Origin of the sequence: Pseudomonas entomophila (assembly GCF_013523165.1) — a bacterium.
GTDB lineage: Bacteria > Pseudomonadota > Gammaproteobacteria > Pseudomonadales > Pseudomonadaceae > Aquipseudomonas > Aquipseudomonas entomophila_A.
On record NZ_JAAMQI010000013.1, the window covers coordinates 94,702 to 119,060 of the forward strand.

34 protein-coding genes are annotated in these 24,359 nt (G+C 58.4%); all 34 read right to left on the bottom strand.

Features of this window, described 5'->3' with window-relative positions:
* Positions 1–95: 95 nt before the first annotated feature.
* On the bottom strand, positions 96–1,538 hold the full coding sequence (locus G7Z99_RS12490) for a catalase (protein ID WP_181094248.1): 1,443 nt from the start codon (positions 1,536–1,538) through the stop codon (positions 96–98).
* A 170-nt stretch (positions 1,539–1,708) separates the two neighbouring features.
* The gene (gene rplQ, locus G7Z99_RS12495; protein WP_060392322.1) at positions 1,709–2,095 is read right to left on the bottom strand and encodes a 50S ribosomal protein L17; all 387 of its coding nucleotides are present in this window, start codon (positions 2,093–2,095) and stop codon (positions 1,709–1,711) included.
* A 42-nt stretch (positions 2,096–2,137) separates the two neighbouring features.
* Positions 2,138–3,139, bottom strand: a complete 1,002-nt coding sequence (locus G7Z99_RS12500; protein WP_003255452.1) for a DNA-directed RNA polymerase subunit alpha — start codon at positions 3,137–3,139, stop codon at positions 2,138–2,140.
* 22 nt (positions 3,140–3,161) lie between these two features.
* Positions 3,162–3,782: a 30S ribosomal protein S4 gene (rpsD, locus tag G7Z99_RS12505; protein WP_181094250.1), complete on the bottom strand. Its 621-nt coding sequence runs from the start codon at positions 3,780–3,782 to the stop codon at positions 3,162–3,164.
* A gap of 15 nt (positions 3,783–3,797) precedes the next feature.
* Entirely contained in the window at positions 3,798–4,187 is a 390-nt protein-coding gene (gene rpsK, locus G7Z99_RS12510; RefSeq protein ID WP_060392320.1) for a 30S ribosomal protein S11, read from the bottom strand.
* 18 nt (positions 4,188–4,205) lie between these two features.
* On the bottom strand, positions 4,206–4,562 hold the full coding sequence (rpsM, locus tag G7Z99_RS12515; RefSeq protein ID WP_003255457.1) for a 30S ribosomal protein S13: 357 nt from the start codon (positions 4,560–4,562) through the stop codon (positions 4,206–4,208).
* 132 nt (positions 4,563–4,694) lie between these two features.
* Positions 4,695–4,811 (bottom strand): 50S ribosomal protein L36, encoded by a 117-nt coding sequence (rpmJ, locus tag G7Z99_RS12520; RefSeq protein WP_002555468.1) that lies wholly within the window; start codon positions 4,809–4,811, stop codon positions 4,695–4,697.
* Positions 4,812–4,839: 28 nt separating this feature from the next.
* Positions 4,840–6,171 carry a preprotein translocase subunit SecY gene (gene secY / locus G7Z99_RS12525; RefSeq protein ID WP_181094252.1) on the bottom strand — a complete coding sequence of 444 codons (1,332 nt, stop codon included), beginning with the start codon at positions 6,169–6,171 and terminating at the stop codon, positions 4,840–4,842.
* Positions 6,172–6,606 (bottom strand): 50S ribosomal protein L15, encoded by a 435-nt coding sequence (rplO, locus tag G7Z99_RS12530; protein WP_060392318.1) that lies wholly within the window; start codon positions 6,604–6,606, stop codon positions 6,172–6,174.
* Positions 6,607–6,609: 3 nt separating this feature from the next.
* Positions 6,610–6,786, bottom strand: coding sequence for a 50S ribosomal protein L30 (gene rpmD / locus G7Z99_RS12535; protein ID WP_010220317.1), 177 nt, complete (start codon positions 6,784–6,786; stop codon positions 6,610–6,612).
* Positions 6,787–6,788: 2 nt separating this feature from the next.
* Complete coding sequence (rpsE, locus tag G7Z99_RS12540; RefSeq protein WP_060392317.1) at positions 6,789–7,289, bottom strand: 30S ribosomal protein S5; 501 nt, start codon at positions 7,287–7,289, stop codon at positions 6,789–6,791.
* Positions 7,290–7,292: 3 nt separating this feature from the next.
* On the bottom strand, positions 7,293–7,643 hold the full coding sequence (gene rplR, locus G7Z99_RS12545) for a 50S ribosomal protein L18 (protein ID WP_008089801.1): 351 nt from the start codon (positions 7,641–7,643) through the stop codon (positions 7,293–7,295).
* 10 nt (positions 7,644–7,653) lie between these two features.
* Positions 7,654–8,187: a 50S ribosomal protein L6 gene (gene rplF / locus G7Z99_RS12550; RefSeq protein WP_060392316.1), complete on the bottom strand. Its 534-nt coding sequence runs from the start codon at positions 8,185–8,187 to the stop codon at positions 7,654–7,656.
* A gap of 12 nt (positions 8,188–8,199) precedes the next feature.
* Positions 8,200–8,592: a 30S ribosomal protein S8 gene (gene rpsH / locus G7Z99_RS12555; RefSeq protein WP_060392315.1), complete on the bottom strand. Its 393-nt coding sequence runs from the start codon at positions 8,590–8,592 to the stop codon at positions 8,200–8,202.
* A 205-nt stretch (positions 8,593–8,797) separates the two neighbouring features.
* Positions 8,798–9,103 carry a 30S ribosomal protein S14 gene (rpsN, locus tag G7Z99_RS12560; RefSeq protein WP_181094254.1) on the bottom strand — a complete coding sequence of 102 codons (306 nt, stop codon included), beginning with the start codon at positions 9,101–9,103 and terminating at the stop codon, positions 8,798–8,800.
* Positions 9,104–9,116: 13 nt separating this feature from the next.
* On the bottom strand, positions 9,117–9,656 hold the full coding sequence (rplE, locus tag G7Z99_RS12565) for a 50S ribosomal protein L5 (RefSeq protein ID WP_060392313.1): 540 nt from the start codon (positions 9,654–9,656) through the stop codon (positions 9,117–9,119).
* Positions 9,657–9,676: 20 nt separating this feature from the next.
* Complete coding sequence (rplX, locus tag G7Z99_RS12570; RefSeq protein ID WP_060392312.1) at positions 9,677–9,991, bottom strand: 50S ribosomal protein L24; 315 nt, start codon at positions 9,989–9,991, stop codon at positions 9,677–9,679.
* Between the two features lie 11 nt (positions 9,992–10,002).
* Entirely contained in the window at positions 10,003–10,371 is a 369-nt protein-coding gene (gene rplN / locus G7Z99_RS12575) for a 50S ribosomal protein L14 (protein WP_008089810.1), read from the bottom strand.
* 23 nt (positions 10,372–10,394) lie between these two features.
* On the bottom strand, positions 10,395–10,661 hold the full coding sequence (rpsQ, locus tag G7Z99_RS12580) for a 30S ribosomal protein S17 (protein ID WP_023534981.1): 267 nt from the start codon (positions 10,659–10,661) through the stop codon (positions 10,395–10,397).
* Between the two features lie 2 nt (positions 10,662–10,663).
* Positions 10,664–10,855, bottom strand: a complete 192-nt coding sequence (gene rpmC, locus G7Z99_RS12585; RefSeq protein WP_002555481.1) for a 50S ribosomal protein L29 — start codon at positions 10,853–10,855, stop codon at positions 10,664–10,666.
* Positions 10,855–11,268 carry a 50S ribosomal protein L16 gene (gene rplP, locus G7Z99_RS12590; protein WP_009397508.1) on the bottom strand — a complete coding sequence of 138 codons (414 nt, stop codon included), beginning with the start codon at positions 11,266–11,268 and terminating at the stop codon, positions 10,855–10,857. The genes rpmC and rplP overlap by 1 nt, the downstream gene beginning before the upstream one ends.
* Before the next feature lie 12 nt (positions 11,269–11,280).
* On the bottom strand, positions 11,281–11,967 hold the full coding sequence (gene rpsC, locus G7Z99_RS12595) for a 30S ribosomal protein S3 (protein WP_060392311.1): 687 nt from the start codon (positions 11,965–11,967) through the stop codon (positions 11,281–11,283).
* Positions 11,968–11,980: 13 nt separating this feature from the next.
* Positions 11,981–12,313: a 50S ribosomal protein L22 gene (rplV, locus tag G7Z99_RS12600; RefSeq protein ID WP_003103908.1), complete on the bottom strand. Its 333-nt coding sequence runs from the start codon at positions 12,311–12,313 to the stop codon at positions 11,981–11,983.
* An 11-nt stretch (positions 12,314–12,324) separates the two neighbouring features.
* Positions 12,325–12,600, bottom strand: a complete 276-nt coding sequence (gene rpsS / locus G7Z99_RS12605; RefSeq protein WP_010486981.1) for a 30S ribosomal protein S19 — start codon at positions 12,598–12,600, stop codon at positions 12,325–12,327.
* A 16-nt stretch (positions 12,601–12,616) separates the two neighbouring features.
* Positions 12,617–13,441, bottom strand: a complete 825-nt coding sequence (gene rplB / locus G7Z99_RS12610) for a 50S ribosomal protein L2 (RefSeq protein ID WP_060392310.1) — start codon at positions 13,439–13,441, stop codon at positions 12,617–12,619.
* A gap of 14 nt (positions 13,442–13,455) precedes the next feature.
* The gene (gene rplW, locus G7Z99_RS12615; protein WP_010220306.1) at positions 13,456–13,755 is read right to left on the bottom strand and encodes a 50S ribosomal protein L23; all 300 of its coding nucleotides are present in this window, start codon (positions 13,753–13,755) and stop codon (positions 13,456–13,458) included.
* Complete coding sequence (gene rplD / locus G7Z99_RS12620) at positions 13,752–14,354, bottom strand: 50S ribosomal protein L4 (protein ID WP_060392309.1); 603 nt, start codon at positions 14,352–14,354, stop codon at positions 13,752–13,754. Before rplD ends, rplW begins: the two co-directional genes overlap by 4 nt.
* A 12-nt stretch (positions 14,355–14,366) precedes the next feature.
* The gene (gene rplC, locus G7Z99_RS12625) at positions 14,367–15,002 is read right to left on the bottom strand and encodes a 50S ribosomal protein L3 (protein WP_060392308.1); all 636 of its coding nucleotides are present in this window, start codon (positions 15,000–15,002) and stop codon (positions 14,367–14,369) included.
* A gap of 80 nt (positions 15,003–15,082) precedes the next feature.
* Positions 15,083–15,394: a 30S ribosomal protein S10 gene (rpsJ, locus tag G7Z99_RS12630; RefSeq protein WP_003186070.1), complete on the bottom strand. Its 312-nt coding sequence runs from the start codon at positions 15,392–15,394 to the stop codon at positions 15,083–15,085.
* 142 nt (positions 15,395–15,536) lie between these two features.
* Positions 15,537–16,730 (bottom strand): elongation factor Tu, encoded by a 1,194-nt coding sequence (gene tuf / locus G7Z99_RS12635; RefSeq protein ID WP_181094256.1) that lies wholly within the window; start codon positions 16,728–16,730, stop codon positions 15,537–15,539.
* Positions 16,731–16,761: 31 nt separating this feature from the next.
* Complete coding sequence (gene fusA / locus G7Z99_RS12640) at positions 16,762–18,906, bottom strand: elongation factor G (RefSeq protein WP_144968108.1); 2,145 nt, start codon at positions 18,904–18,906, stop codon at positions 16,762–16,764.
* 30 nt (positions 18,907–18,936) lie between these two features.
* Positions 18,937–19,407, bottom strand: a complete 471-nt coding sequence (gene rpsG / locus G7Z99_RS12645) for a 30S ribosomal protein S7 (protein WP_003246741.1) — start codon at positions 19,405–19,407, stop codon at positions 18,937–18,939.
* Between the two features lie 106 nt (positions 19,408–19,513).
* Positions 19,514–19,885 carry a 30S ribosomal protein S12 gene (gene rpsL / locus G7Z99_RS12650; RefSeq protein WP_003257088.1) on the bottom strand — a complete coding sequence of 124 codons (372 nt, stop codon included), beginning with the start codon at positions 19,883–19,885 and terminating at the stop codon, positions 19,514–19,516.
* A 211-nt stretch (positions 19,886–20,096) separates the two neighbouring features.
* The gene (rpoC, locus tag G7Z99_RS12655; protein WP_181094258.1) at positions 20,097–24,296 is read right to left on the bottom strand and encodes a DNA-directed RNA polymerase subunit beta'; all 4,200 of its coding nucleotides are present in this window, start codon (positions 24,294–24,296) and stop codon (positions 20,097–20,099) included.
* Positions 24,297–24,359 lie beyond the last annotated feature (63 nt).

Consider the following 24,359-nt stretch of genomic DNA (forward strand, 5'->3'; position numbering starts at 1 on the left):
GAAAAATGCAGGATCGCGTGGATTAAATCCTGCAAACGGTAGTGATATGCATTGAAAACCGCCTGGATGCAGGCGGTTATTCTTATCATTTAGACTCAGCCGAGCGTGACGCCCAGTGCACGTGCGACGCCTTCACCGTACGCCGGGTCGGCCTGGTAGAAGTACTGCAGCTGTCGCTGCACGACGTCGAGGCTGACGCCTGCCATGGCGCCGGCGATGTTGCTGATCAACAGCGCTTGTTGGTCGGCCGTCATCAGGCGGAACAGTGCACCGGCGTGACTGAAGTAGTCACGGTCTTCACGGTGGTCATGACGGTCCGCATTGCCTGACAGGGCTAGTGCAGGCTCGGCATGACGCGGCGACTGTTTGGGCGCATTGGCGTAGCTATTGGGCTCGTAGTTGGGCGCAGCGCCACCATTGCTGCCGAAGGCCATGGCGCCGTCACGCTGGTAGCTGTGAACAGGGCTACGTGGCGCGTTGACCGGCAACTGCTGGTGGTTGGTGCCGACACGGTAGCGGTGCGCATCGGCATAGGCGAACACGCGGCCCTGCAGCATGCGGTCTGGAGACAGACCGACACCGGGCACCATGTTGCTGGGGCCGAAGGTAGCCTGCTCCACTTCAGCGAAGTAGTTCTGCGGATTGCGGTTGAGCTCCAGGACACCTACCTCCTGCAATGGGTAATCCTTCTGCGACCAGGTCTTGGTCACATCGAACGGATGCTCTGCGCGCTCCTGGGCCTCACGCTCGCTCATGGTCTGCACATAGGCCGTCCAGCGGGGGAAGTTACCACGCTCGATGGCGTCGAACAGGTCGCGCTGCGCGTAGTCCGGCTCGGTGCCCGCCAGGCGTGCGGCATCGGCGGGCGACAGGGTCTTGATGCCTTGCTGCGTCTTGAAGTGCCACTTCACCCACGTGCGCTCCCCCGTGCTGCTGATGAGGCTGTAGGTGTGGCTGCCGAAGCCATGCATGTGGCGGTAGCCATCCGGGATACCACGGTCGGAGAACAGAATGGTGACCTGGTGCAGCGCCTCGGGCGAATGCGACCAGAAGTCCCACATCATCTGCGCGCTTTTCAGGTTGGTCTGCGGATGACGCTTCTGGGTGTGGATGAAGTCCGGGAACTTCAGAGGGTCACGAATGAAAAACACCGGCGTGTTGTTGCCGACGATGTCCCAGTTGCCCTCCTCGGTGTAGAACTTGACCGCAAAACCGCGCGGGTCACGCTCGGTGTCGGCCGAACCACGCTCGCCGCCGACGGTGGAGAAGCGCAGGAAGATCTCGGTACGCTTGCCGATCTCGGAGAACAGACGAGCACTGCTCAGCGCCGTGATGTCCTGGGTGACCGTGAAGGTGCCATAAGCGCCCGAACCCTTGGCGTGCACACGGCGCTCTGGGATGTTTTCACGATTGAAGTGCGCCAGCTTCTCGAGCAGGTGGAAATCATCGAGCAGCAACGGACCACGGGCTCCAGCGGAGCGGGAGTTCTGGTTATCTGCAACGGGTGCGCCGCTGGCGGTGGTAAGAATCTGACTCATGAGGGCTCCTGCTGTACGGACGGTGCCGATGGTGATGGCTTGGGCTCAGTATCCGCAGGCATGCCTCTCAGGACAAATTCATTAATTTGCTTTGGTTGATAGATTTTTACAATTCAACCACGCACAAAAAACCGGGCGCGAGGCCCGGTTCCTTGTAACAGACTGACGTCTTATTCAGCGGCTTCTACAGCACCACCGACTGGACGATCAACCAGCTCGACGTACGCCATAGGCGCGTTGTCGCCAGCGCGGAAACCGCACTTCAGGATGCGCAGGTAGCCACCCTGACGGGCAGCGTAGCGCTTGCCCAGATCGTTGAACAGCTTGCCTACGGCAGACTTCGAACGGGTACGGTCGAAGGCCAGACGACGGTTTGCAACGCTGTCTTCCTTGGCCAGGGTGATCAGCGGCTCGGCAACGCGACGCAGCTCCTTGGCTTTCGGCAGGGTAGTCTTGATCAGCTCGTGCTCGAACAGCGACACCGCCATGTTCTGGAACATGGCTTTGCGGTGGGAGCTGGTACGGCTCAGGTGACGTCCACTTTTACGATGACGCATGATTCATTCCTTACCAAACACTGCGTTCGGTGATTACGACGATCAGGCAGTCGCCTTGTCGTCTTTCTTAAGGCTTGCGGGCGGCCAGTTGTCGAGGCGCATGCCGAGAGACAGACCACGAGAGGCCAAGACGTCCTTGATTTCGGTCAGGGACTTCTTGCCGAGGTTCGGAGTTTTCAACAGCTCGACTTCGGTGCGCTGGATCAGGTCACCGATGTAGTAGATGTTCTCCGCCTTCAGGCAGTTGGCCGAACGTACGGTCAGTTCCAGATCGTCGACTGGACGCAGCAGGATCGGGTCGATCTCGTCTTCCTGCTCGACAACCACCGGTTCGCTGTCACCTTTGAGGTCGACGAACGCAGCGAGCTGCTGTTGCAGGATGGTCGCGGCACGACGGATGGCCTCTTCAGGATCCAGGGTACCGTTGGTCTCAAGATCGATGACCAGCTTGTCCAGGTTGGTGCGCTGTTCGACACGGGCGTTTTCAACCACGTAGGCGATACGACGCACTGGGCTGAACGACGCGTCCAACTGGAGACGACCGATGCTGCGGCTTTCATCTTCGTCGGTCTGACGGGAATCGGCCGGCTCGTAACCGCGACCACGAGCTACGGTGAGCTTCATGTTCAGGGCGCCGTTGGACGCCAGGTTCGCGATCACGTGATCGGGATTGACGATCTCGACATCGTGATCCAGCTGAATATCGGCAGCGGTAACCACCCCCGAACCCTTTTTCGACAAGGTCAGCGTAACTTCGTCACGACCGTGCAGCTTGATAGCCAGGCCTTTCAGGTTCAACAGGATTTCAATGACATCTTCCTGTACACCTTCGATCGCGGAGTACTCATGGAGTACGCCATCGATCTCGGCCTCGACTACTGCACAGCCAGGCATGGAGGACAACAGGATGCGGCGCAGCGCGTTGCCCAGGGTATGGCCGAAGCCACGCTCGAGAGGCTCGAGCGTGATCTTGGCGCGGGTTGGACTGACAACCTGCACATCGATGTGGCGGGGTGTCAGGAACTCATTTACCGAAATCTGCATGGATGCACCTATTTTCTAGCCCTTACTTGGAGTAGAGCTCGACAATCAGGTTTTCGTTGATGTCGGCGGACAGGTCGCTGCGAGCAGGAACGTTCTTGAAAACGCCCGACTTCTTGGCAGCATCCACGTCTACCCACTCAACGCGGCCACGCTGGGCGCACAGTTCAAGGGCTTGAACAATGCGCAGCTGGTTCGACGATTTCTCGCGAACGGCGACCACGTCACCCGGACGAACTTGGTAGGATGGAATGTTCACGGTCTTGCCGTTGACGCTGATCGCCTTGTGCGATACCAGCTGACGGGATTCGGCGCGAGTCGAACCGAAGCCCATACGGTAGACGACGTTATCCAGACGGCATTCGAGCAGTTGCAGCAGGTTCTCGCCAGTGGCGCCTTTTTTCGAGGCAGCCAGCTTGTAGTAACCGCTGAATTGACGCTCCAGAACACCGTAGATACGACGAACTTTTTGTTTCTCGCGCAGCTGGGTACCGTAGTCGGACTGACGGCCACGGCGCTGGCCGTGGATACCTGGGGCTGCTTCGATGTTGCACTTCGATTCCAGAGCGCGAACGCCGCTCTTCAGGAACAGGTCAGTGCCTTCACGGCGAGACAGTTTGCATTTTGGACCAATGTAACGTGCCATTTATCTGTCTCCTGATTACACGCGACGCTTCTTCGGCGGACGGCACCCGTTATGCGGGATTGGCGTCACGTCGGTGATGCTGGCGATCTTGTAGCCGCAGCCGTTGAGTGCACGAACAGCCGACTCACGACCCGGACCTGGACCCTTGACATTGACGTCGAGGTTTTTCAGACCGTATTCCAGCGCAGCTTGACCAGCACGTTCAGCAGCGATCTGCGCAGCGAACGGGGTGGATTTGCGCGAACCACGGAAACCCGAACCACCGGAGGTCGCCCAGGACAATGCATTGCCCTGACGGTCGGTGATGGTCACGATGGTGTTGTTGAAAGACGCATGGATGTGGGCGATGCCATCAACCACTGTCTTTTTGACTTTCTTACGAGGACGAGCAGCAGGTTTTGCCATGTCTATATTCCCGGGCGGTTACTTGCGGATCGGCTTACGCGGGCCCTTACGGGTGCGTGCGTTGGTCTTGGTGCGCTGACCGCGAACCGGCAGACCTTTACGATGACGCAGGCCGCGGTAGCAACCCAGGTCCATCAAGCGCTTGATCTTCATGTTGATGTCACGACGCAGGTCACCTTCGGTGGTGAACTTCGCGACTTCGCCACGCAGGGTTTCGATTTGCTCGTCGCTCAGATCCTTGATCTTAGCGGCTGGGTTGACACCAGCGTCTGCACAGATTTTCTGCGCAGTTGTGCGACCGACACCATAGATGTAGGTCAGCGAGATAACAGTGTGCTTGTTATCTGGAATGTTGACGCCTGCAATACGGGCCATTCAGTGGAACTCCAGTTGACAGCTACCTACGCCCCGGAAGCCAAGAAAATAGGGCGCAAGATGATATCGCTGTAGAAACGATTAATCAACCCAGCAGCACACTAGCTGCTGGGTTTGTAACGCGGATCACACTCAGCCTTGGCGCTGCTTGTGACGCGGCTCCGCGCTGCAGATGACTCGCACGACACCTTCGCGGCGAATAATCTTGCAGTTGCGGCACAGCTTTTTCACCGATGCACGAACTTTCATCACCAACTCCTCGAACCTTAGGGGCCACTCAGCGCAGCAAGCTGCTGCCACCGTAGCCTTTCAGGTTGGCTTTCTTCATCAGGGATTCGTACTGGTGTGAAACGAGGTGCGATTGTACTTGGGACATGAAGTCCATCACAACCACTACCACGATCAGCAACGAGGTCCCGCCAAGGTAGAACGGAACGTTTGCAGCCACCACCAGGAACTGGGGCAGCAGGCACACGGCCGTCATGTATAGAGCACCGAACATGGTCAGACGGGTCAGAACGCCATCAATGTAGCGCGCCGACTGCTCACCAGGACGGATGCCCGGAATAAAGGCACCGGACTTCTTCAGGTTTTCCGCTACGTCTTTCGGGTTGAACATCAACGCTGTGTAGAAGTAGCAGAAGAAGATGATCCCTGCACTAAACAGCAGAATGTTCAACGGCTGACCAGGAGCGATCGACTGCGAGATGTCCTGCAACCAGCCCATACCTTCGGACTGGCCGAACCAGGCACCCAGCGAAGCCGGGAACAGCAGAATGCTGCTGGCGAAAATGGCCGGGATGACCCCAGCCATGTTCACCTTGAGCGGCAAGTGGCTCGTCTGCGCAGCGAAGACCTTGCGGCCCTGCTGACGCTTGGCGTAGTGAACGGCGATACGCCGCTGACCACGTTCGATGAACACCACGAAACCGATGATCGCTACTGCGAGCAAACCGATGGCGACCAGGGCGAAGATGTTGATATCGCCTGTGCGTGCAGACTCGAAAGACTGCCCGATTGCCCTCGGAAGACCGGCGACGATACCCGCGAAGATCAACATCGAGATACCGTTGCCCACACCGCGCTCGGTGATCTGCTCGCCCAGCCACATCATGAACATCGCGCCGGCCACGAAGGTGGCGACCGCGACGAAATGGAAGCCGAGGCTCGTAGAGAACGCCACACCCTGGTTGGCCAGGCCAATGGACATGCCAGTGGCCTGGACCAGCGCCAGGATCACGGTGAGGTAGCGGGTGTACTGGCTGATCTTGCGACGGCCAGCTTCACCTTCCTTCTTCAACTGCTCCAGTTGTGGGCTGACCGCGGTCATGAGCTGCATGATGATCGATGCCGAAATGTACGGCATGATCCCCAGTGCAAAGATGCTCATGCGCTCCAGCGCACCACCGGAAAACATGTTGAACAAGCTAAGAATGGTCCCCTCATTCTGTCGGAACAGTTCCGCCAGGCGGTCAGGATTGATTCCGGGCACTGGGATGTGCGCGCCGATCCGGTAGACGATGATCGCCAGGAACAGGAAGCGCAGACGAGCCCAGAGTTCAGACATCCCGCCCTTACCGAGCGAAGAGAGAGCACCTTGCTTAGCCATTTATTCCTCGAACTTGCCGCCAGCTGCTTCGATAGCCGCGCGCGCACCTTTGGTGGCGGCGATACCCTTGAGGGTGACTGCACGAGTGACTTCGCCCGACAGCATGATTTTCACACGCTGTACGTTCTGGTTGATCACGTTGGCATCCTTGAGGGATTGCACGGTGATCAGGTCACCTTCCACCTTGGCCAGCTCGGACAGACGCACTTCGGCGCGGTCCATGGCTTTCAGCGAAACGAAGCCGAACTTCGGCAGGCGACGGTGCAGCGGCTGTTGGCCGCCTTCGAAGCCCGGAGCGATGGTGCCACCGGAACGGGAGGTCTGACCTTTGTGGCCGCGGCCACCGGTCTTGCCCAAGCCGCTACCGATACCACGGCCCGGACGATGCTTCTCGCGACGGGAACCCGGCGCTGGACTCAGATCATTGAGTTTCATCGATTAACCCTCGACGCGCAGCATGTAGTAAGCCTTGTTGATCATCCCGCGGTTCTCGGGAGTATCCAGGACTTCTACAGTGTGACCGATGCGACGCAGACCCAGACCCTTCACGCACAGCTTGTGATTGGGCAGGCGACCTGCGGTGCTTTTGATCAGCGTTACTTTGACGGTTGCCATGATCAGAAAATCTCCTCGACGGTCTTGCCGCGCTTGGCAGCAATGGATTCAGGAGATTGCATGGCTTTCAGACCCTTGAAGGTGGCGTAGACCACGTTCACTGGGTTGGTCGAACCGTAGCACTTGGCCAGAACGTTCTGGACGCCAGCAACTTCCAGGACAGCACGCATCGCGCCACCGGCGATGATACCGGTACCTTCGGAGGCAGGCTGCATGTACACCTTCGACGCGCCGTGGGCGGACTTGGTGGCGTACTGCAGGGTGGTGCCCTTCAGGTCGACCTGAATCATGTTGCGACGAGCAGCTTCCATGGCTTTCTGGATCGCAGCCGGTACTTCGCGCGATTTGCCACGGCCGAAGCCGACGCGACCCTTGCCATCACCTACCACGGTCAGCGCGGTGAAGGTGAAGATACGGCCGCCTTTGACGGTTTTTGCAACGCGGTTAACTTGAACCAGCTTCTCAATGTAGCCTTCGTCGCGCTTTTGGTCGTTATTTGCCATAACTTAGAACTCCAGCCCGCCTTCACGAGCAGCATCAGCCAGCGCCTTGACGCGGCCGTGGTACTTGAAGCCAGAACGGTCGAAAGCAACTTGAGAAACGCCAGCGGCTTTCGCACGCTCGGCTACCAGCTTGCCAACCTTAGTGGCCGCATCGATGTTGCCAGTGGCGCCATCACGCAGGTCTTTGTCCAAGGTCGAGGCGCTTGCCAGAACCTTGCTGCCGTCGGCCGAAATGACCTGGGCGTAGATATGCTGCGAGGAGCGGAACACGCAGAGACGCACGACTTCGAGTTCGTGCATTTTCAGGCGTGCTTTGCGAGCGCGACGCAGTCGAGTAACTTTTTTGTCGGTCATTTGCTAGGCCCTACTTCTTCTTGGCTTCTTTACGACGGACTACTTCGTCCGCGTAACGCACACCCTTGCCTTTGTAAGGCTCTGGCGGACGGAAATCGCGGATTTCAGCGGCCACCTGACCCACCAGCTGCTTGTCGATACCCTTGATCAGGATGTCGGTCTGGCTTGGGGTTTCAGCGGTGATACCTGCTGGCAGTTCGTAATCCACTGGATGCGAGAAGCCCAGAGCCAGGTTCAGGATGTTGCCCTTGGCCTGTGCCTTGTAACCAACACCGACCAGCTGGAGCTTGCGCTCGAAGCCTTGGCTGACGCCTTGGACCATGTTGTTGACCAGAGCACGGGTGGTACCGGCCATGGCACGAGCTTGCTGGTCACCGTTGCGGGCAGCGAAACGTACTTCGCCGCTTTCTTCGGTAACTTCAACAGAGGAGTGAACGTTCAGTTCGAGAGTGCCCTTGGCACCCTTCACCGAAAGCTGCTGGCCGGCGAATTTGACTTCGACACCGGAGGGCAGCTTAACGGGGTTCTTAGCGACGCGAGACATGCCTATCTCCCCTTAGAACACTGTGCACAGAACTTCGCCGCCGACACCGGCAGCGCGCGCAGCACGATCCGTCATCACACCTTTGTTGGTGGAGACGATGGAGACGCCCAGACCGCCACGTACCTTCGGCAGTTCGGTAACGGCCTTGTACTGACGCAGACCTGGACGGCTAGCGCGCTTCAGCTCTTCGATGACCGGACGGCCTTCGAAATACTTCAGCTCGAGCGACAGGGAGGGCTTGACTTCGCTGGTGACTTGATAGTCGGCGATGTAACCTTCATCTTTGAGAACTTTGGCTACCGCAACCTTCAGAGTCGAAGAAGGCATGCTCACGACGGACTTTTCAGCCATCTGGGCATTACGGATGCGAGTTAGCATGTCCGCTAACGGGTCCTGCATACTCATGGGCTTGATGCTCCTGATACAAGAAATATTAGCCTTGCGGCTATCACAACCACCTGATCGCGCCGGGCGGACACCCAGGCTCAGGCGAGCCGGCAATTCTAGACATAAGCCAGAAACGAAACAAGCCCCATGAAGGGGCTTGTTTCGTTGCGAGGCCACCGACGGTCGGGAGATTGCTCCCCCGGCGCCTGTAAACCCGACTGACTTACCAGCTGGCCTTGACCAGACCTGGTACGTCGCCACGCATGGCAGCTTGGCGCAGCATGTTACGGCCGAGGCCGAACTTGCGGTATACGCCGTGCGGACGACCGGTCAGGCGGCAACGGTTGCGCAGGCGCGCAGCGCTGGCGTCACGTGGCTGCTTCTGCAGCGCGACAACGGCGGCGAAACGCTCTTCTGGAGAGGCGTTCAGGTCGACGATGGTCGCTTTCAGCTGAGCACGCTTTTTGGCGTACTTGGCTACCGTGAGCTGACGCTTCAGCTCGCGGTTTTTCATGCTCTTCTTGGCCATTTTCCTACTCCAATCAGTTGCGGAACGGGAATTTGAAAGCACGCAGCAGGGCGCGGCCTTCGTCATCCGAACGAGCAGTGGTGGTCAGGGTAATGTCCAGACCGCGCAGAGCATCGATCTTGTCGTAGTCGATTTCCGGGAAGATGATCTGCTCTTTAACGCCCATGCTGTAGTTGCCACGACCGTCGAAGGACTTGGCATTCAGGCCGCGGAAGTCGCGGACCCGAGGCAGGGAGATAGCCAGCAGGCGATCCAGGAATTCGTACATACGGTCACTGCGCAGAGTGACCTTGACGCCGATCGGCCAACCTTCACGAACCTTGAAACCCGCAATCGACTTGCGAGCGAACGTCACGACCGGCTTTTGGCCAGTGATCTTTTCCAGGTCGGCAACTGCGTGCTCGATGACTTTCTTGTCACCGATCGCTTCGCCCAGGCCCATGTTCAGGGTGATCTTGGTAACGCGAGGGACTTCCATCACGTTCCCCAGCTTAAGCTCTTCCTTAAGCTTGGGAGCGATTTCGTTCCGGTAAATCTCTTTGAGTCGTGCCATTGTCTTCTACCTAGCAGTGTTCAAGCATCAACCGCTTTCTGGGTCGACTTGAAGACACGAATTTTCTTGCCGTCTTCAACCTTGAAGCCAACGCGGTCAGCCTTGTTGGTCTCGCCGTTGAAAATGGCAACGTTGGAAGCGTGCAGAGGCGCTTCTTTCTCGACGATACCGCCCTGAACGCCCGCCATCGGGTTAGGCTTGGTATGACGCTTGACCAGGTTCAGGCCACCGACGACCAGACGGTCGTCAGCCAGAACCTTCAGCACCTTACCGCGCTTACCCTTGTCTTTGCCGGCGATCACGATGATCTCGTCGTCACGACGAATCTTTTGCATGTCGGATCTCCTTAGAGCACTTCTGGGGCGAGCGAGACGATCTTCATGAACTTCTCAGTACGAAGCTCACGGGTCACTGGCCCAAAGATGCGAGTGCCGATCGGCTCTTGCTTGGTGTTCAGCAGAACAGCAGCGTTGCCGTCGAAACGAATGATGGAACCGTCAGCGCGACGAACACCGTGACGGGTGCGAACGACAACCGCGGTCATGACCTGGCCTTTCTTGACCTTGCCACGAGGAATCGCTTCCTTGACGGTTACCTTGATGATGTCACCGATGCCGGCGTAACGGCGGTGCGAACCACCGAGTACCTTGATGCACATGACGCGACGAGCGCCGCTGTTATCGGCCACATCGAGCATGGATTGAGTCTGAATCATAAAATTTCTCCGACCCCTAGCCCTTAGACTTCAACAGCGCGTTCGAGGACTTCAACCAGTGCCCAGGACTTGGTCTTGGCCAGCGGACGGGTTTCGGTGATCGAAACCTTGTCGCCGATCTTGCACTGATTGGTTTCGTCGTGCGCGTGCAGCTTAGTCGAACGCTTAACGTATTTACCGTAGATCGGGTGCTTGACGCGACGCTCGATCAGAACGGTGATGGTCTTGTCCATTTTGTCGCTGACGACACGGCCAGTCAGCGTACGGACGGTTTTTTCAGCTTCAGCCATGATCACTTACCTGCCTGCTGGTTGAGCACAGTTTTCACGCGAGCGATGTCACGCTTAACTTGCGAGAGCAGGTGCGACTGCCCCAACTGGCCAGTTGCTTTCTGCATGCGCAGATTGAACTGGTCGCGCAGCAGGCCGAGCAGTTGCTCGTTCAGCTGCTGTGCCGATTTTTCACGAAGTTCATTCGCTTTCATCACATCACCGTCCGCTTAACAAAGGAGGTGGCGAGAGGCAGCTTTGCAGCGGCCAGAGCGAAAGCTTCGCGCGCCAGCTCTTCAGAAACACCCTCGATCTCGTACAGGACCTTGCCTGGCTGGATCTGGGCAACCCAGTACTCCACGGAACCCTTACCTTTACCCATCCGCACTTCGAGAGGCTTCTTGGTGACCGGCTTGTCCGGGAATACACGGATCCAGATCTTGCCGCCACGCTTGACGTGACGGGTCAGTGCACGACGTGCCGACTCGATCTGGCGGGCGGTGAGACGACCGCGGGCAACAGCTTTCAGGGCGAATTCGCCGAAGCTGACCTTGCTACCGCGCAGTGCCAGACCACGGTTGTGGCCAGTCATCTGCTTGCGGAATTTTGTACGCTTTGGTTGCAACATTTGGCGTACCCCTTACTTAGCAGCTTTTTTACGAGGCGCTGGTGCTTGAGGCTTCAGCTCTTCCTGGCGACCACCAATCACTTCGCCTTTGAAGATCCAAACCTTGACACCGATCACACCGTAGGTGGTGTGAGCTTCGTAGGTGGCATAGTCGATGTCGGCACGCAGGGTGTGCAGGGGCACACGACCTTCGCGATACCATTCAGTACGTGCGATCTCGGCACCGCCGAGACGACCGCTCACCTGGATCTTGATGCCCTTGGCACCAATACGCATGGCGTTCTGCACGGCGCGCTTCATGGCGCGACGGAACATAACGCGGCGCTCCAGCTGCTGAGCTACGCTTTGCGCAACCAGCATGGCGTCGAGTTCCGGCTTGCGGATCTCTTCGATGTTGATGTGCACAGGCACACCCATCTGCTTGGTCAGGTCCTGACGCAGCTTCTCGACATCCTCACCCTTCTTGCCGATAACGATACCGGGACGAGCGGTGTGGATGGTGATGCGTGCGGTTTGCGCCGGGCGATGAATATCGATACGGCTTACGGACGCGCTTTTTAGTTTGTCCTGGAGGTACTCACGCGTTTTCAGATCCTTCAAGAGGTAATCTGCGTAAGTCGCGCCGTCTGCATACCAGACGGACGTGTGCTCCTTGACGATTCCCAGGCGAATGCCAGTGGGATGTACTTTCTGACCCATCTGATCGACTCCGTTACTTGTCCGCAACCTTGACAGTGATATGGCAAGACCGCTTGACGATGCGATCTGCGCGGCCTTTGGCACGCGGCATGATGCGCTTCAGCGAACGCCCTTCGTTGACGAAGACGGTGGAGACCTTCAGGTCATCAACGTCTGCGCCTTCGTTGTGTTCGGCGTTGGCTACGGCCGACTCGAGGACTTTCTTCATGATTTCAGCGGCTTTCTTGCTGCTGAAGGCCAACAGGTTGAGCGCTTCGCCCACCTTCTTCCCGCGGATCTGGTCGGCGACCAAGCGGGCTTTCTGGGCGGAGATTCGAGCGCCCGACAACTTAGCGGCTACTTCCATTTCCTTACCCCTTAACGCTTGGCTTTCTTGTCAGCCACGTGCCCGCGATAGGTGCGGGTACCGGCGAACTCGCCCAGTTTGTGGCCGACCATGTCTTCGTTCACGAGAACGGGGACGTGTTGACGACCGTTGTGTACCGCGATGGTCAGACCGACCATTTGTGGCAGGATCATGGAACGGCGCGACCAGGTTTTCACCGGCTTGCGATCGTTCTTCTCCACCGCCACTTCGATCTTCTTCAGTAGGTGAAGATCAATAAAAGGACCTTTTTTCAGAGAACGTGGCACTGTCGTATCCCTCTATTTACTTGCGACGACGGACGATCATTTTGTCGGTACGCTTATTACCACGAGTCTTAGCACCCTTGGTCGGGAAGCCCCATGGCGATACCGGATGACGACCACCGGAGGTACGACCTTCACCACCACCATGCGGGTGGTCAACCGGGTTCATGGCAACACCACGAACGGTTGGGCGAACGCCACGCCAGCGTTTGGCACCTGCTTTACCCAGCGAACGCAGGCTGTGCTCGGAGTTCGAGACTTCGCCCAGGGTCGCACGGCACTCAGCCAGTACTTTACGCATTTCACCAGAGCGCAGACGCAGGGTCACGTAGACACCTTCGCGAGCGATCAGCTGAGCCGAAGCACCAGCGGAACGAGCGATCTGTGCACCTTTGCCCGGCTTCAGTTCGATGCCGTGAATGGTGCTACCGACTGGAATGTTACGCAGCTGCAGGGAGTTGCCGGCCTTGATAGGGGCCAGGGCACCTGCGATCAGCTGGTCGCCAGCGCTCACGCCCTTCGGCGCGATGATGTAGCGACGTTCGCCGTCGGCGTAGCACAGCAGAGCGATGTGAGCAGTACGGTTCGGGTCGTATTCGATACGCTCGACAGTGGCAGGGATGCCATCTTTGTCGTTGCGACGGAAGTCGACCAGACGGTAGTTCTGCTTATGGCCGCCACCGACGTGACGCGTGGTGATACGACCATTGTTGTTACGACCACCAGACTTCGATTTTTTCTCGATCAGCGGTGCGTGAGGAGCGCCTTTGTGGAGCCCCTGGTTGACCACCTTGACCACGAAACGGCGGCCAGGGGAAGTCGGTTTGCATTTAACGATTGCCATGATGCACCCCTTCCTTACTCAGCACTGCTGCTGAAATCGAGATCTTGGCCTGGCTGAAGGGATACGATCGCCTTCTTCCAGTCATTGCGCTTGCCCAGACCACGTGCGGTGCGCTTGGTCTTGCCCAGAACGTTGACGGTAGACACGTTCTCGACTTTCACGCCGAACAGGCCTTCGACAGCTTTCTTGATTTCAAGCTTGGTTGCATCGGTAGCAACCTTGAATACGAACTGGCCTTTCTTCTCAGCCAGAACGGTAGCCTTCTCGGAAACGTGCGGGCCAAGGAGGACTTTGAATACGCGTTCCTGGTTCATCCCAGCAGCTCCTCGAATTTCTTCACGGCCGAGACAGTGATCAACACTTTCTCGTATGCGATCAGACTGACCGGGTCGGAACCCTGTACGTCACGTACGTCGACGTGCGGCAGGTTACGAGCAGCCAGGTACAGGTTCTGATCAACAGCGTCGGAGACGATCAACACATCGCTCAGACCCATGCCGTTCAGCTTGTTCAGCAGGTCTTTGGTTTTCGGCGCTTCGACAGCGAAGTCCTGAACCACGACCAGACGGTCGCTACGCACGAGCTCGGAGAGGATGGAGCGCAGTGCTGCGCGGTACATCTTCTTGTTGAGCTTCTGCGAGTGATCCTGAGGACGGGCTGCGAAGGTTACGCCACCGCCACGCCAGATCGGACCACGGGTAGTACCAGCACGCGCGCGGCCAGTACCCTTCTGACGCCATGGGCGCTTACCGCCACCTGCTACGTCGGAACGAGTCTTCTGCTGCTTGGTGCCCTGACGGCCGCCGGCCATGTAGGCCACGACTGCTTGGTGTACCAGCGTCTCGTTGAATTCGCCACCGAAAGTCAGTTCGGAAACTTCGATCGCTTGCGCGTCATTTACATTAAGTTGCATGTCAGCTTCCCCTTAACCGCGAGCCTTGACAGCCGAACGGACAATCACGTCGCCGCCAGTTGCACCAGGAACGGCGCCCTTGACCAGCAGCAGATTGCGTTCTGCGTCTACGCGAACTACTTCCAGGGACTGCACGGTCACGCGCTCAGCGCCCATGTGACCGGACATTTTCTTGCCCTTGAAAACACGACCAGGAGTCTGGCACTGGCCGATGGAGCCCGGAACGCGGTGGGATACGGAGTTACCGTGGGTGTTGTCCTGACCACGGAAATTCCAGCGCTTGATGGTACCGGCAAAGCCTTTACCTTTCGACTGACCGGTTACGTCTACCAGCTGGCCTGCAGCAAAGAGTTCAGCTTTGATCAAGTCGCCAGCCTGGAAATCGCCTTCTTCAAGACGGAACTCCATGACGCTGCGACCAGCGGCAACGTTTGCCTTCGCGAAGTGGCCTGCTTGAGCAGCAGTGACGCGCGAAGCACGGCGCTCGCCAACAGTGACTTGCACTGCGCGATAGCCATCGGTCTCTTCAGTTTTGAACTGGGTGACGCGATTCGGCTCGATCTCGATGACCGTGACCGGAATGGAGACACCTTCTTCGGTGAAAATGCGGGTCATGCCGCACTTACGACCGACTACACCAATAGTCATGTTGTAAACCTCATGAGTGTACGGGGCTTTCACCCGCTATGGCCGCCCATTTCAGAGCGTTACACGACTAGACCGGAGTCTTAGCCGAGGCTGATCTGTACTTCCACACCTGCCGCCAGATCGAGCTTCATCAGCGCATCAACGGTTTTATCCGTTGGCTGGACGATGTCCAGAACGCGCTTGTGAGTACGGATCTCGTACTGGTCACGCGCGTCTTTGTTGACGTGCGGGGAGACCAGAACGGTGAACCGCTCTTTGCGGGTAGGCAGTGGAATAGGACCACGCACTTGTGCCCCAGTACGTTTCGCGGTTTCCACGATTTCCTGGGTGGATTGGTCGATCAGGCGATGGTCGAAAGCCTTCAACCTGATACGGATTTGCTGATTTTGCATTGGATTTCAGACTCCAGGCTGTTCCCATCGGGCGCACTACGCCCGTTAAAAGGAGGCGTGATTCTATAGACGCCCCTATTGGGTGTCAACCCAATAAAAAAAGCCCCCGCTGAGCGGGGGCTTTTTCAATCAACCGAGAGACTTACTCGATGATTTTGGCTACGACGCCGGCGCCGACGGTACGACCGCCTTCACGGATGGCGAAACGCAGACCGTCTTCCATTGCGATGGTCTTGATCAGGGTAACAGTCATCTGAATGTTGTCACCTGGCATGACCATTTCAACGCCTTCCGGCAGCTCGCAGTTACCGGTCACGTCAGTGGTACGGAAGTAGAACTGAGGACGGTAGCCTTTGAAGAACGGCGTGTGACGGCCGCCTTCTTCTTTCGACAGAACGTAGACTTCTGCGGTGAACTTGGTGTGCGGCTTGACCGAACCTGGCTTGACCAGAACCTGGCCACGCTCAACGTCGTCACGCTTGGTGCCGCGCAGCAGCACGCCGCAGTTCTCGCCAGCACGACCTTCGTCCAGCAGCTTGCGGAACATTTCCACGCCGGTGCAGGTGGTGGTGGTGGTGTCACGCAGACCAACGATTTCCAGCGAGTCTTGAACGCGGACGATACCACGCTCGATACGGCCGGTCACAACGGTACCACGACCCGAGATCGAGAACACGTCTTCGATCGGCATCAGGAACGGCTTGTCGATAGCACGCTCTGGCTCTGGGATGTAGCTGTCCAGAGTTTCGACCAGCTTCTTGACAGCAGTGGTGCCCATCTCGTTGTCGTCTTTGCCTTCCAGCGCCATACGAGCGGAACCGATGATGATCGGAGTGTCGTCGCCTGGGAAGTCGTAGGTGGACAGCAGGTCACGCACTTCCATCTCGACCAGTTCCAGCAGCTCGGCGTCGTCTACCAGGTCAGCCTTGTTCAGGAAGACCACGATGTACGGAACGCCAACCTGACGGGACAGCAGGATGTGCTCACGGGTTTGTGGCATCGGACCATCAGCGGCCGAGCAAACCAGGATCGCGCCGTCCATCTGGGCAGCACCGGTGATCATGTTCTTCACGTAGTCAGCGTGACCTGGGCAGTCGACGTGAGCGTAGTGACGAATGTTCGAGTTGTACTCGACGTGAGCGGTGTTGATGGTGATACCGCGCGCTTTCTCTTCTGGAGCCGAGTCGATCTTGTCGAACTCAACGACGGCCGAACCGAAAACTTCGGAGCAGACGCGGGTCAGAGCAGCGGTCAGCGTGGTTTTACCATGGTCGACGTGACCGATGGTGCCGACGTTGACGTGCGGAAGGGAACGATCAAATTTTTCTTTAGCCACGACAGTGAACTCCTAGCCTAAAGGGGCTGAATCAGCCTTGTTTTTTAATGAGAGCTTCGACGATGTTCGACGGAGCTTCAGCGTACTTAGAGAATTCCATGGAGTAGCTTGCGCGACCCTGAGACATGGAACGAACGTCAGTCGCGTAACCGAACATCTCTCCGAGCGGAACTTCAGCACGGACGACACGGCCAGAGACCGATTCATCCATACCCTGGACCAGACCACGACGACGGTTCAGGTCACCCATCACGTCACCCAGGTAGTCTTCCGGGGTTACAACTTCGACCTTCATGATCGGCTCGAGAACCACGCCGCCGCCCTTCTGGGCCAGCTGCTTGGTTGCCATCGAAGCGGCAATCTTGAACGCCATTTCGTTGGAGTCGACATCGTGGTACGAACCGTCGAATACCGTGGCCTTCAGGCCGATCAGAGGATAACCGGCAACGACGCCGTTTTTCATCTGCTCTTCGATACCCTTCTGGATCGGGGCGATGAATTCCTTAGGAATCACACCACCAACGACTTCGTTGGTGAACACCAGACCTTCGGTGATGTTGCCTTTCTCGTCGACTTCCGGCTCCGAGAAACGGATCCAGCAGTGACCGAACTGACCACGACCGCCCGACTGACGAACGAACTTGCCTTCGATCTCGACGTTGGACTTGGTGATCTTCTCGCGGTACGAAACCTGCGGCTTGCCGATGTTGGCTTCGACGTTGAACTCGCGCTTCATGCGGTCAACGAGGATGTCCAGGTGCAGCTCACCCATACCGGAGATGATGGTCTGGCCAGTCTCTTCGTCGGTCTTGACGCGGAACGACGGGTCTTCCTGGGCCAGCTTGCCCAGTGCGATGCCCATCTTCTCCTGGTCGGCCTTGGTTTTCGGCTCGACGGACAGGGAGATGACCGGCTCTGGGAAGTCCATGCGCTCAAGGATGATTGGCTTGTCGGCGTTGCACAGGGTTTCGCCCGTGGTCACGTCCTTCATGCCGATCAGGGCCGCGATGTCGCCAGCGCGCACTTCCTTGATCTCTTCACGCTGGTTGGCGTGCATCTGCACCATACGACCAACGCGCTCTTTCTTGCCTTTGACCGAGTTGATCACGGAGTCGCCGGAGCTCAGGACACCCGAGTAGACGCGAACGAAGGTCAGAGTACCTACGAACGGGTCGGTCGCGATCTTGAACGCCAGGGCCGAGAACGGCTCGTTGTCGTCAGCGTGACGCTCGTCTTTACGAACAGCCGGATCTTCCTTGTCCAGATCCTTGTCATCCGGGTTGATACCCTGGATAGCAGGAATCTCGGTCGGAGCAGGCAGGTAGTCGATGACGGCATCGAGAACCAGGGGAACGCCCTTGTTCTTGAACGACGAACCGCAGACAGCTGGAACGATCTCGCTGGCCAGGGTGCGCGCGCGCAGGCCTGCCTTGATCTCGTCGACGGTGAGCTCACCGCCTTCCAGGTATTTGTTCATCAGCTCTTCGTTGGCTTCGGCGGCAGCTTCAACCATGTTGTTGCGCCATTCTTGAGCCAGCTCGAGCATGTCCGCAGGAATCTCTTCCTCGCGATAGGTCGTGCCCTTGTCGTCGTCGTTCCAGTAGATAGCCTTCATCTTGATCAGGTCGACCTGACCCTGGAAGTTATCTTCCGAACCGATGGCCAGCTGAACCGGAACCGGGGTGTGACCCAGACGGTTCTTGATCTGACCGACGACGCGCAGGAAGTTGGCACCCGCACGGTCCATCTTGTTCACGTAGACAACACGTGGAACACCGTACTTGTTGGCCTGACGCCATACGGTTTCGGACTGAGGCTCGACACCGGAGGTGCCGCAGAACACGACGACTGCGCCGTCGAGTACACGCAGCGAACGCTCTACTTCAATGGTGAAGTCGACGTGGCCGGGGGTATCGATGACGTTGACGCGGTAGTTGTCATACTGACCAACGGAGCCTTTCCAGAAGGTGGTAACGGCAGCGGAGGTAATGGTGATACCCCGCTCCTGCTCCTGCACCATCCAGTCGGTGGTCGCGGCGCCATCATGCACCTCGCCCATCTTGTGGCTCAGGCCTGTGTAGAACAGGATCCGCTCGGTCGTAGTGGTCTTGCCCGCATCGACGTGCGCGCAAATACCAATGTTACGGTAGCGGTTGATTGCTGTAGTACGAGCCATAAAGCCCTCGCAAAAAGATTGTTGCGTGATTTAGAAGCGGTAGTGCGAGAACGCTTTGTTGGCTTCAGCCATACGGTGCACGTCTTCACGCTTCTTGACTGCAGCACCCTTGCCTTCAGCGGCATCCAGCAGCTCGCCAGCCAAACGCAGGGCCATCGACTTCTCGCCGCGCTTGCGGGCGTAGTCTACGAGCCAGCGCATTGCCAGTGCATTACGACGGGACGGACGAACTTCGACTGGAACCTGGTAGGTAGCACCGCCTACACGGCGGGACTTGACTTCGACCAGCGGAGCGATGGCGTCGAGAGCTTTCTCGAAGATTTCCAGGGGGTCGCTGTTCTTGCGGGCCTTGACGGTGTCCAGTGCGCCGTAAACGATGCGCTCTGCGACGGCCTTCTTGCCGCTTTCCATCACGTGGTTCATGAACTTGGCGAGGATCTGGGATCCGTATTTCGGATCGTCCAGGATCTCACGTTTTGCTGCTACACGACGTCTTGGCATGATAAGCCCTCAAACGGTCTTCAGGTTAGCCCGGGACGCGGGTCTTCGACCCCTGCCCGACCTTACTCTTATCGACTCAAATAAATGGATGTCTGCAAACGGCCGATTACTTCGGACGCTTGGTACCGTACTTCGAACGACCCTGGTTACGGCCTTTGACGCCGGAGGTATCCAGAGAGCCGCGAACGGTGTGGTAACGAACACCTGGCAAGTCTTTTACACGGCCGCCACGGATCAGGACGACGCTGTGCTCTTGCAGGTTGTGGCCTTCACCGCCGATGTACGAGGAAACCTCGAAACCGTTGGTCAGGCGCACACGGCAGACTTTACGCAATGCCGAGTTAGGTTTCTTCGGCGTGGTGGTGTACACGCGGGTGCACACGCCACGACGTTGCGGGCAGTTCTGCAGCGCAGGTACGTCGGATTTCTCGACGGTACGCTTACGCGGCTGACGTACCAGCTGGTTGATAGTTGCCATCTACTAGCTCCACTGATTGTCTTGCGACGCTATTGTCTTGCAAGAAAAGCCAAAAATCGGCGAGACGGAGCCTCACCAAATTTAAGGGTACAAAAGTCTAAAGAGGATCTTGCATTCAGTCAAGACAAGGCCCCGGCCCTGCCCCGCCAGTCATCGGCAACACTCGCTGTTGCCGGTGACCGTGGGAGAGGACCGGGGCCTGGCCTCGGACTCAGTTGCCGCTCGAGTTCAGTGCTTCGGTCAGTGCGGCTTCCACCTCACTGGCGCTCACACGCAGCGGCTTGTCGGCCTCACGGCGACGCTTGCGCTCGCTGTGGTAGGCCAGACCGGTACCTGCCGGGATCAGACGACCCACGACCACGTTCTCCTTCAGGCCGCGCAGGTAGTCACGCTTGCCGGTGACCGCAGCTTCGGTCAACACGCGCGTGGTTTCCTGGAACGAGGCCGCCGAGATGAACGATTCGGTCGACAGCGACGCCTTGGTGATACCCAGCAGCACACGCGAGAACTTCGAGACGAACTTGTCCTCGGAGGCCAGGCGCTCGTTCTCGACCAGCACCTGCGTGAGCTCCATCTGGTCACCCTTGATGAAGCTGGAGTCACCCGACTCGGCGATCTCGACCTTGCGCAGCATCTGGCGCAGGATGGTCTCGATGTGCTTGTCGTTGATCTTCACGCCCTGCAGGCGGTACACGTCCTGGATCTCGTTGACGATGTACTTGGCCAGCGCGCTGACGCCCAGCAGACGCAGGATGTCGTGCGGATCGCTCGGACCGTCGGAGATGACTTCGCCGCGGTTGACCTGTTCGCCTTCGAAGACGTTCAGGTGACGCCACTTCGGAATCAGCTCTTCGTACGGATCGGTACCGTCGTTCGGCGTGATCACCAGACGGCGCTTGCCTTTGGTTTCCTTGCCGAACGCGATGGTGCCGCTGACTTCCGCCAGGATCGACGCTTCCTTCGGACGACGTGCCTCGAACAGGTCGGCAACGCGCGGCAGACCACCGGTGATGTCACGGGTCTTGGACGTCTCTTGCGGAATACGCGCGATGACGTCACCCACACCGATCTGTGCACCGTCAGCCACACCGACCAAGGCGTTGGCCGGCAGGAAGTACTGAGCCGGTACGTCGGTACCTGGCAGCATCAGGTCCTTGCCATTGGCATCGACCATCTTGATCGCCGGACGGATTTCCTTGCCGGAGGCAGGGCGATCCTTGACGTCCAGGACTTCGATGTTGGTCAAGCCGGTCAGCTCGTCGGTCTGACGCTTGATGGTGATGTTTTCTTCCATGCCCACGAAGGTCACGGTACCTTTCAGCTCGGTCACGATCGGGTGGGTGTGCGGGTCCCACTTGGCGACGATGGCGCCAGCGTCGACCTTGTCACCTTCCTTGACCGAAATGACCGCACCGTACGGCAGCTTGTAGCGCTCACGCTCACGGCCAAACTCGTCGGCGATCGCCAGCTCACCGGAACGCGAGACCGCGACCAGGTTGCCGTCGGCGCGCTCGACCTGCTTCAGGTTGTGCAGACGTACCATGCCGCCATTCTTCACCTGGACGCTGTCGGCTGCCGAAGTCCGGCTTGCCGCACCACCGATGTGGAAGGTACGCATGGTCAGCTGGGTACCCGGCTCACCGATCGATTGAGCGGCGATGACGCCGACCGCTTCACCGATGTTCACCTGGTGACCGCGCGCCAGGTCACGACCGTAGCACTTGGCGCAGATGCCGTAACGGGTTTCGCAGCTGATCGGCGAACGCACGATCACTTCGTCAATGCTGTTCAGCTCGATGAACTCGACCCACTTCTCGTCCACCAGCGTACCGGCTGGAACGATCACGTCCTCGGTGCCTGGCTTGAACACGTCACGGGCGATGACACGACCCAGTACACGCTCACCCAAGGGCTCGACGACGTCGCCGCCTTCGATGTGCGGCGTCATCAGCAGGCCGTGGTCGGTGCCGCAATCGATCTCGGTCACGACCAGATCCTGCGCGACGTCTACCAGACGACGGGTCAGGTAACCGGAGTTCGCCGTCTTCAAGGCGGTATCCGCCAGACCTTTACGCGCACCGTGCGTCGAGATGAAGTACTGCAGAACGCTCAGGCCTTCACGGAAGTTCGCCGTGATCGGCGTCTCGATGATCGAGCCGTCCGGCTTGGCCATCAGACCACGCATACCGGCCAGCTGACGGATCTGTGCAGCGGAACCCCGCGCACCCGAGTCGGCCATCATGTACATCGAGTTGAAGGATTCCTGGTCGACTTCGTCGCCATTGCGGTCGATGACCTTCTCTTTCGAGAGGTTGGCCATCATCGCCTTGGAGACTTCGTCGTTCGCCTTGGACCACAAGTCGATGACCTTGTTGTACTTCTCGCCCTGGGTCACGAGACCCGAAGCGTACTGGCTTTCGATTTCCTTCACTTCATCGGTAGCAGTGCCGATGATGCGCGCCTTCTCGTCCGGGATGACGAAGTCGTTCACACCGATCGAGACGCCGGAGATGGTCGAGTAGGCGAAACCGGTGTACATCAGCTGGTCGGCGAAGATGACGGTTTCCTTCAGACCCACCACGCGGTAGCACTGGTTGATCAGCTTGGAGATCGCCTTTTTCTTCATCGGCTGGTTGACCACGTCGTACGACAGGCCGGCCGGTACCACCTGGAACAGCAGTGCACGGCCGACGGTGGTGTCGACGATGCGGGTGTTCTTGACGCTGTTGCCGTCACGGTCGTTCACGGTCTCGTTGATACGGACCTTGATCTTCGCGTGCAGGGCAGCTTCGCCGGCGCGGAACACGCGGTCGACTTCCTGCAGGTCGGCGAACACGCGACCTTCGCCCTTGGCGTTGATGGCTTCACGGGTCATGTAGTACAGACCCAGAACCACGTCCTGCGACGGCACGATGATCGGCTCACCGTTGGCAGGCGACAGGATGTTGTTGGTCGACATCATCAGCGCACGCGCTTCGAGCTGGGCTTCCAGCGTCAGCGGCACGTGAACGGCCATCTGGTCACCGTCGAAGTCGGCGTTGTACGCAGCACACACCAAGGGGTGCAGCTGGATCGCCTTGCCTTCGATCAGCACCGGCTCGAACGCCTGGATACCCAGACGGTGCAGAGTCGGTGCACGGTTGAGCAGCACGGGGTGTTCGCGGATGACTTCGGCCAGAACGTCCCAGACCTCAGGCAGCTCGCGCTCGACCATCTTCTTGGCGGCCTTGATGGTGGTCGCCAGACCACGCATTTCCAGCTTGCCGAAAATGAACGGCTTGAACAGCTCGAGGGCCATCTTCTTCGGCAGACCGCACTGGTGCAGACGCAGGGTCGGGCCCACGGTGATCACGGAACGACCGGAGTAGTCCACGCGCTTGCCGAGCAGGTTCTGACGGAAGCGACCTTGCTTACCTTTGATCATGTCGGCCAGCGACTTCAGCGGACGCTTGTTCGAGCCGGTGATGGCGCGACCGCGACGGCCGTTGTCGAGCAGGGCGTCGACCGCTTCCTGCAGCATGCGCTTTTCGTTGCGCACGATGATGTCTGGTGCCGACAGATCGAGCAGGCGCTTGAGACGGTTGTTCCGGTTGATCACCCGACGGTACAGGTCGTTCAGGTCGGACGTCGCGAAGCGGCCACCGTCCAGCGGGACGAGCGGACGCAGGTCTGGCGGCAGTACCGGCAGAACGGTCAGGATCATCCACTCAGGCAGGTTGCCCGAGCCCTGGAAAGCTTCCATCAGCTTGAGGCGCTTGGAGAGCTTCTTGATCTTGGTTTCCGAGTTGGTCTGCGGAATCTCTTCGCGCAGGCGGCCGATCTCGTGCTCCAGGTCAATGGCATGCAGCAGTTCGCGGACCGCCTCGGCGCCCATGCGGGCATCGAAATCGTCGCCGAACTCTTCCAGTGCTTCGAAGTACTGCTCGTCGTTCAGCAGCTGGCCCTTTTCCAGGGTGGTCATGCCCGGATCGATGACGACGTAGCTCTCGAAGTAGAGTACGCGCTCGATGTCACGCAGGGTCATGTCCATCAGCAGGCCGATACGGGACGGCAGCGACTTCAGGAACCAGATGTGGGCGACCGGCGAAGCCAGTTCGATGTGCGCCATGCGCTCACGACGAACCTTGGCCAGGGCGACTTCGACGCCGCACTTCTCGCAGATCACGCCACGGTGCTTCAAGCGCTTGTACTTACCGCACAGGCACTCGTAGTCCTTGACCGGGCCAAAGATCTTGGCGCAGAACAAGCCGTCGCGCTCGGGCTTGAACGTACGGTAGTTGATGGTTTCCGGCTTCTTAACTTCACCGAACGACCACGAACGGATCATTTCAGGCGACGCCAGCCCGATACGGATGGCGTCGAACTCTTCGACTTGACCCTGGTTTTTCAGCAAATTCAGTAGGTCTTTCAAGGCCTTTCCTCCTGGCGGAGCAGGGAGCGAGCTGTATCAGCCCCGCTCCCGATTCGCGTCACG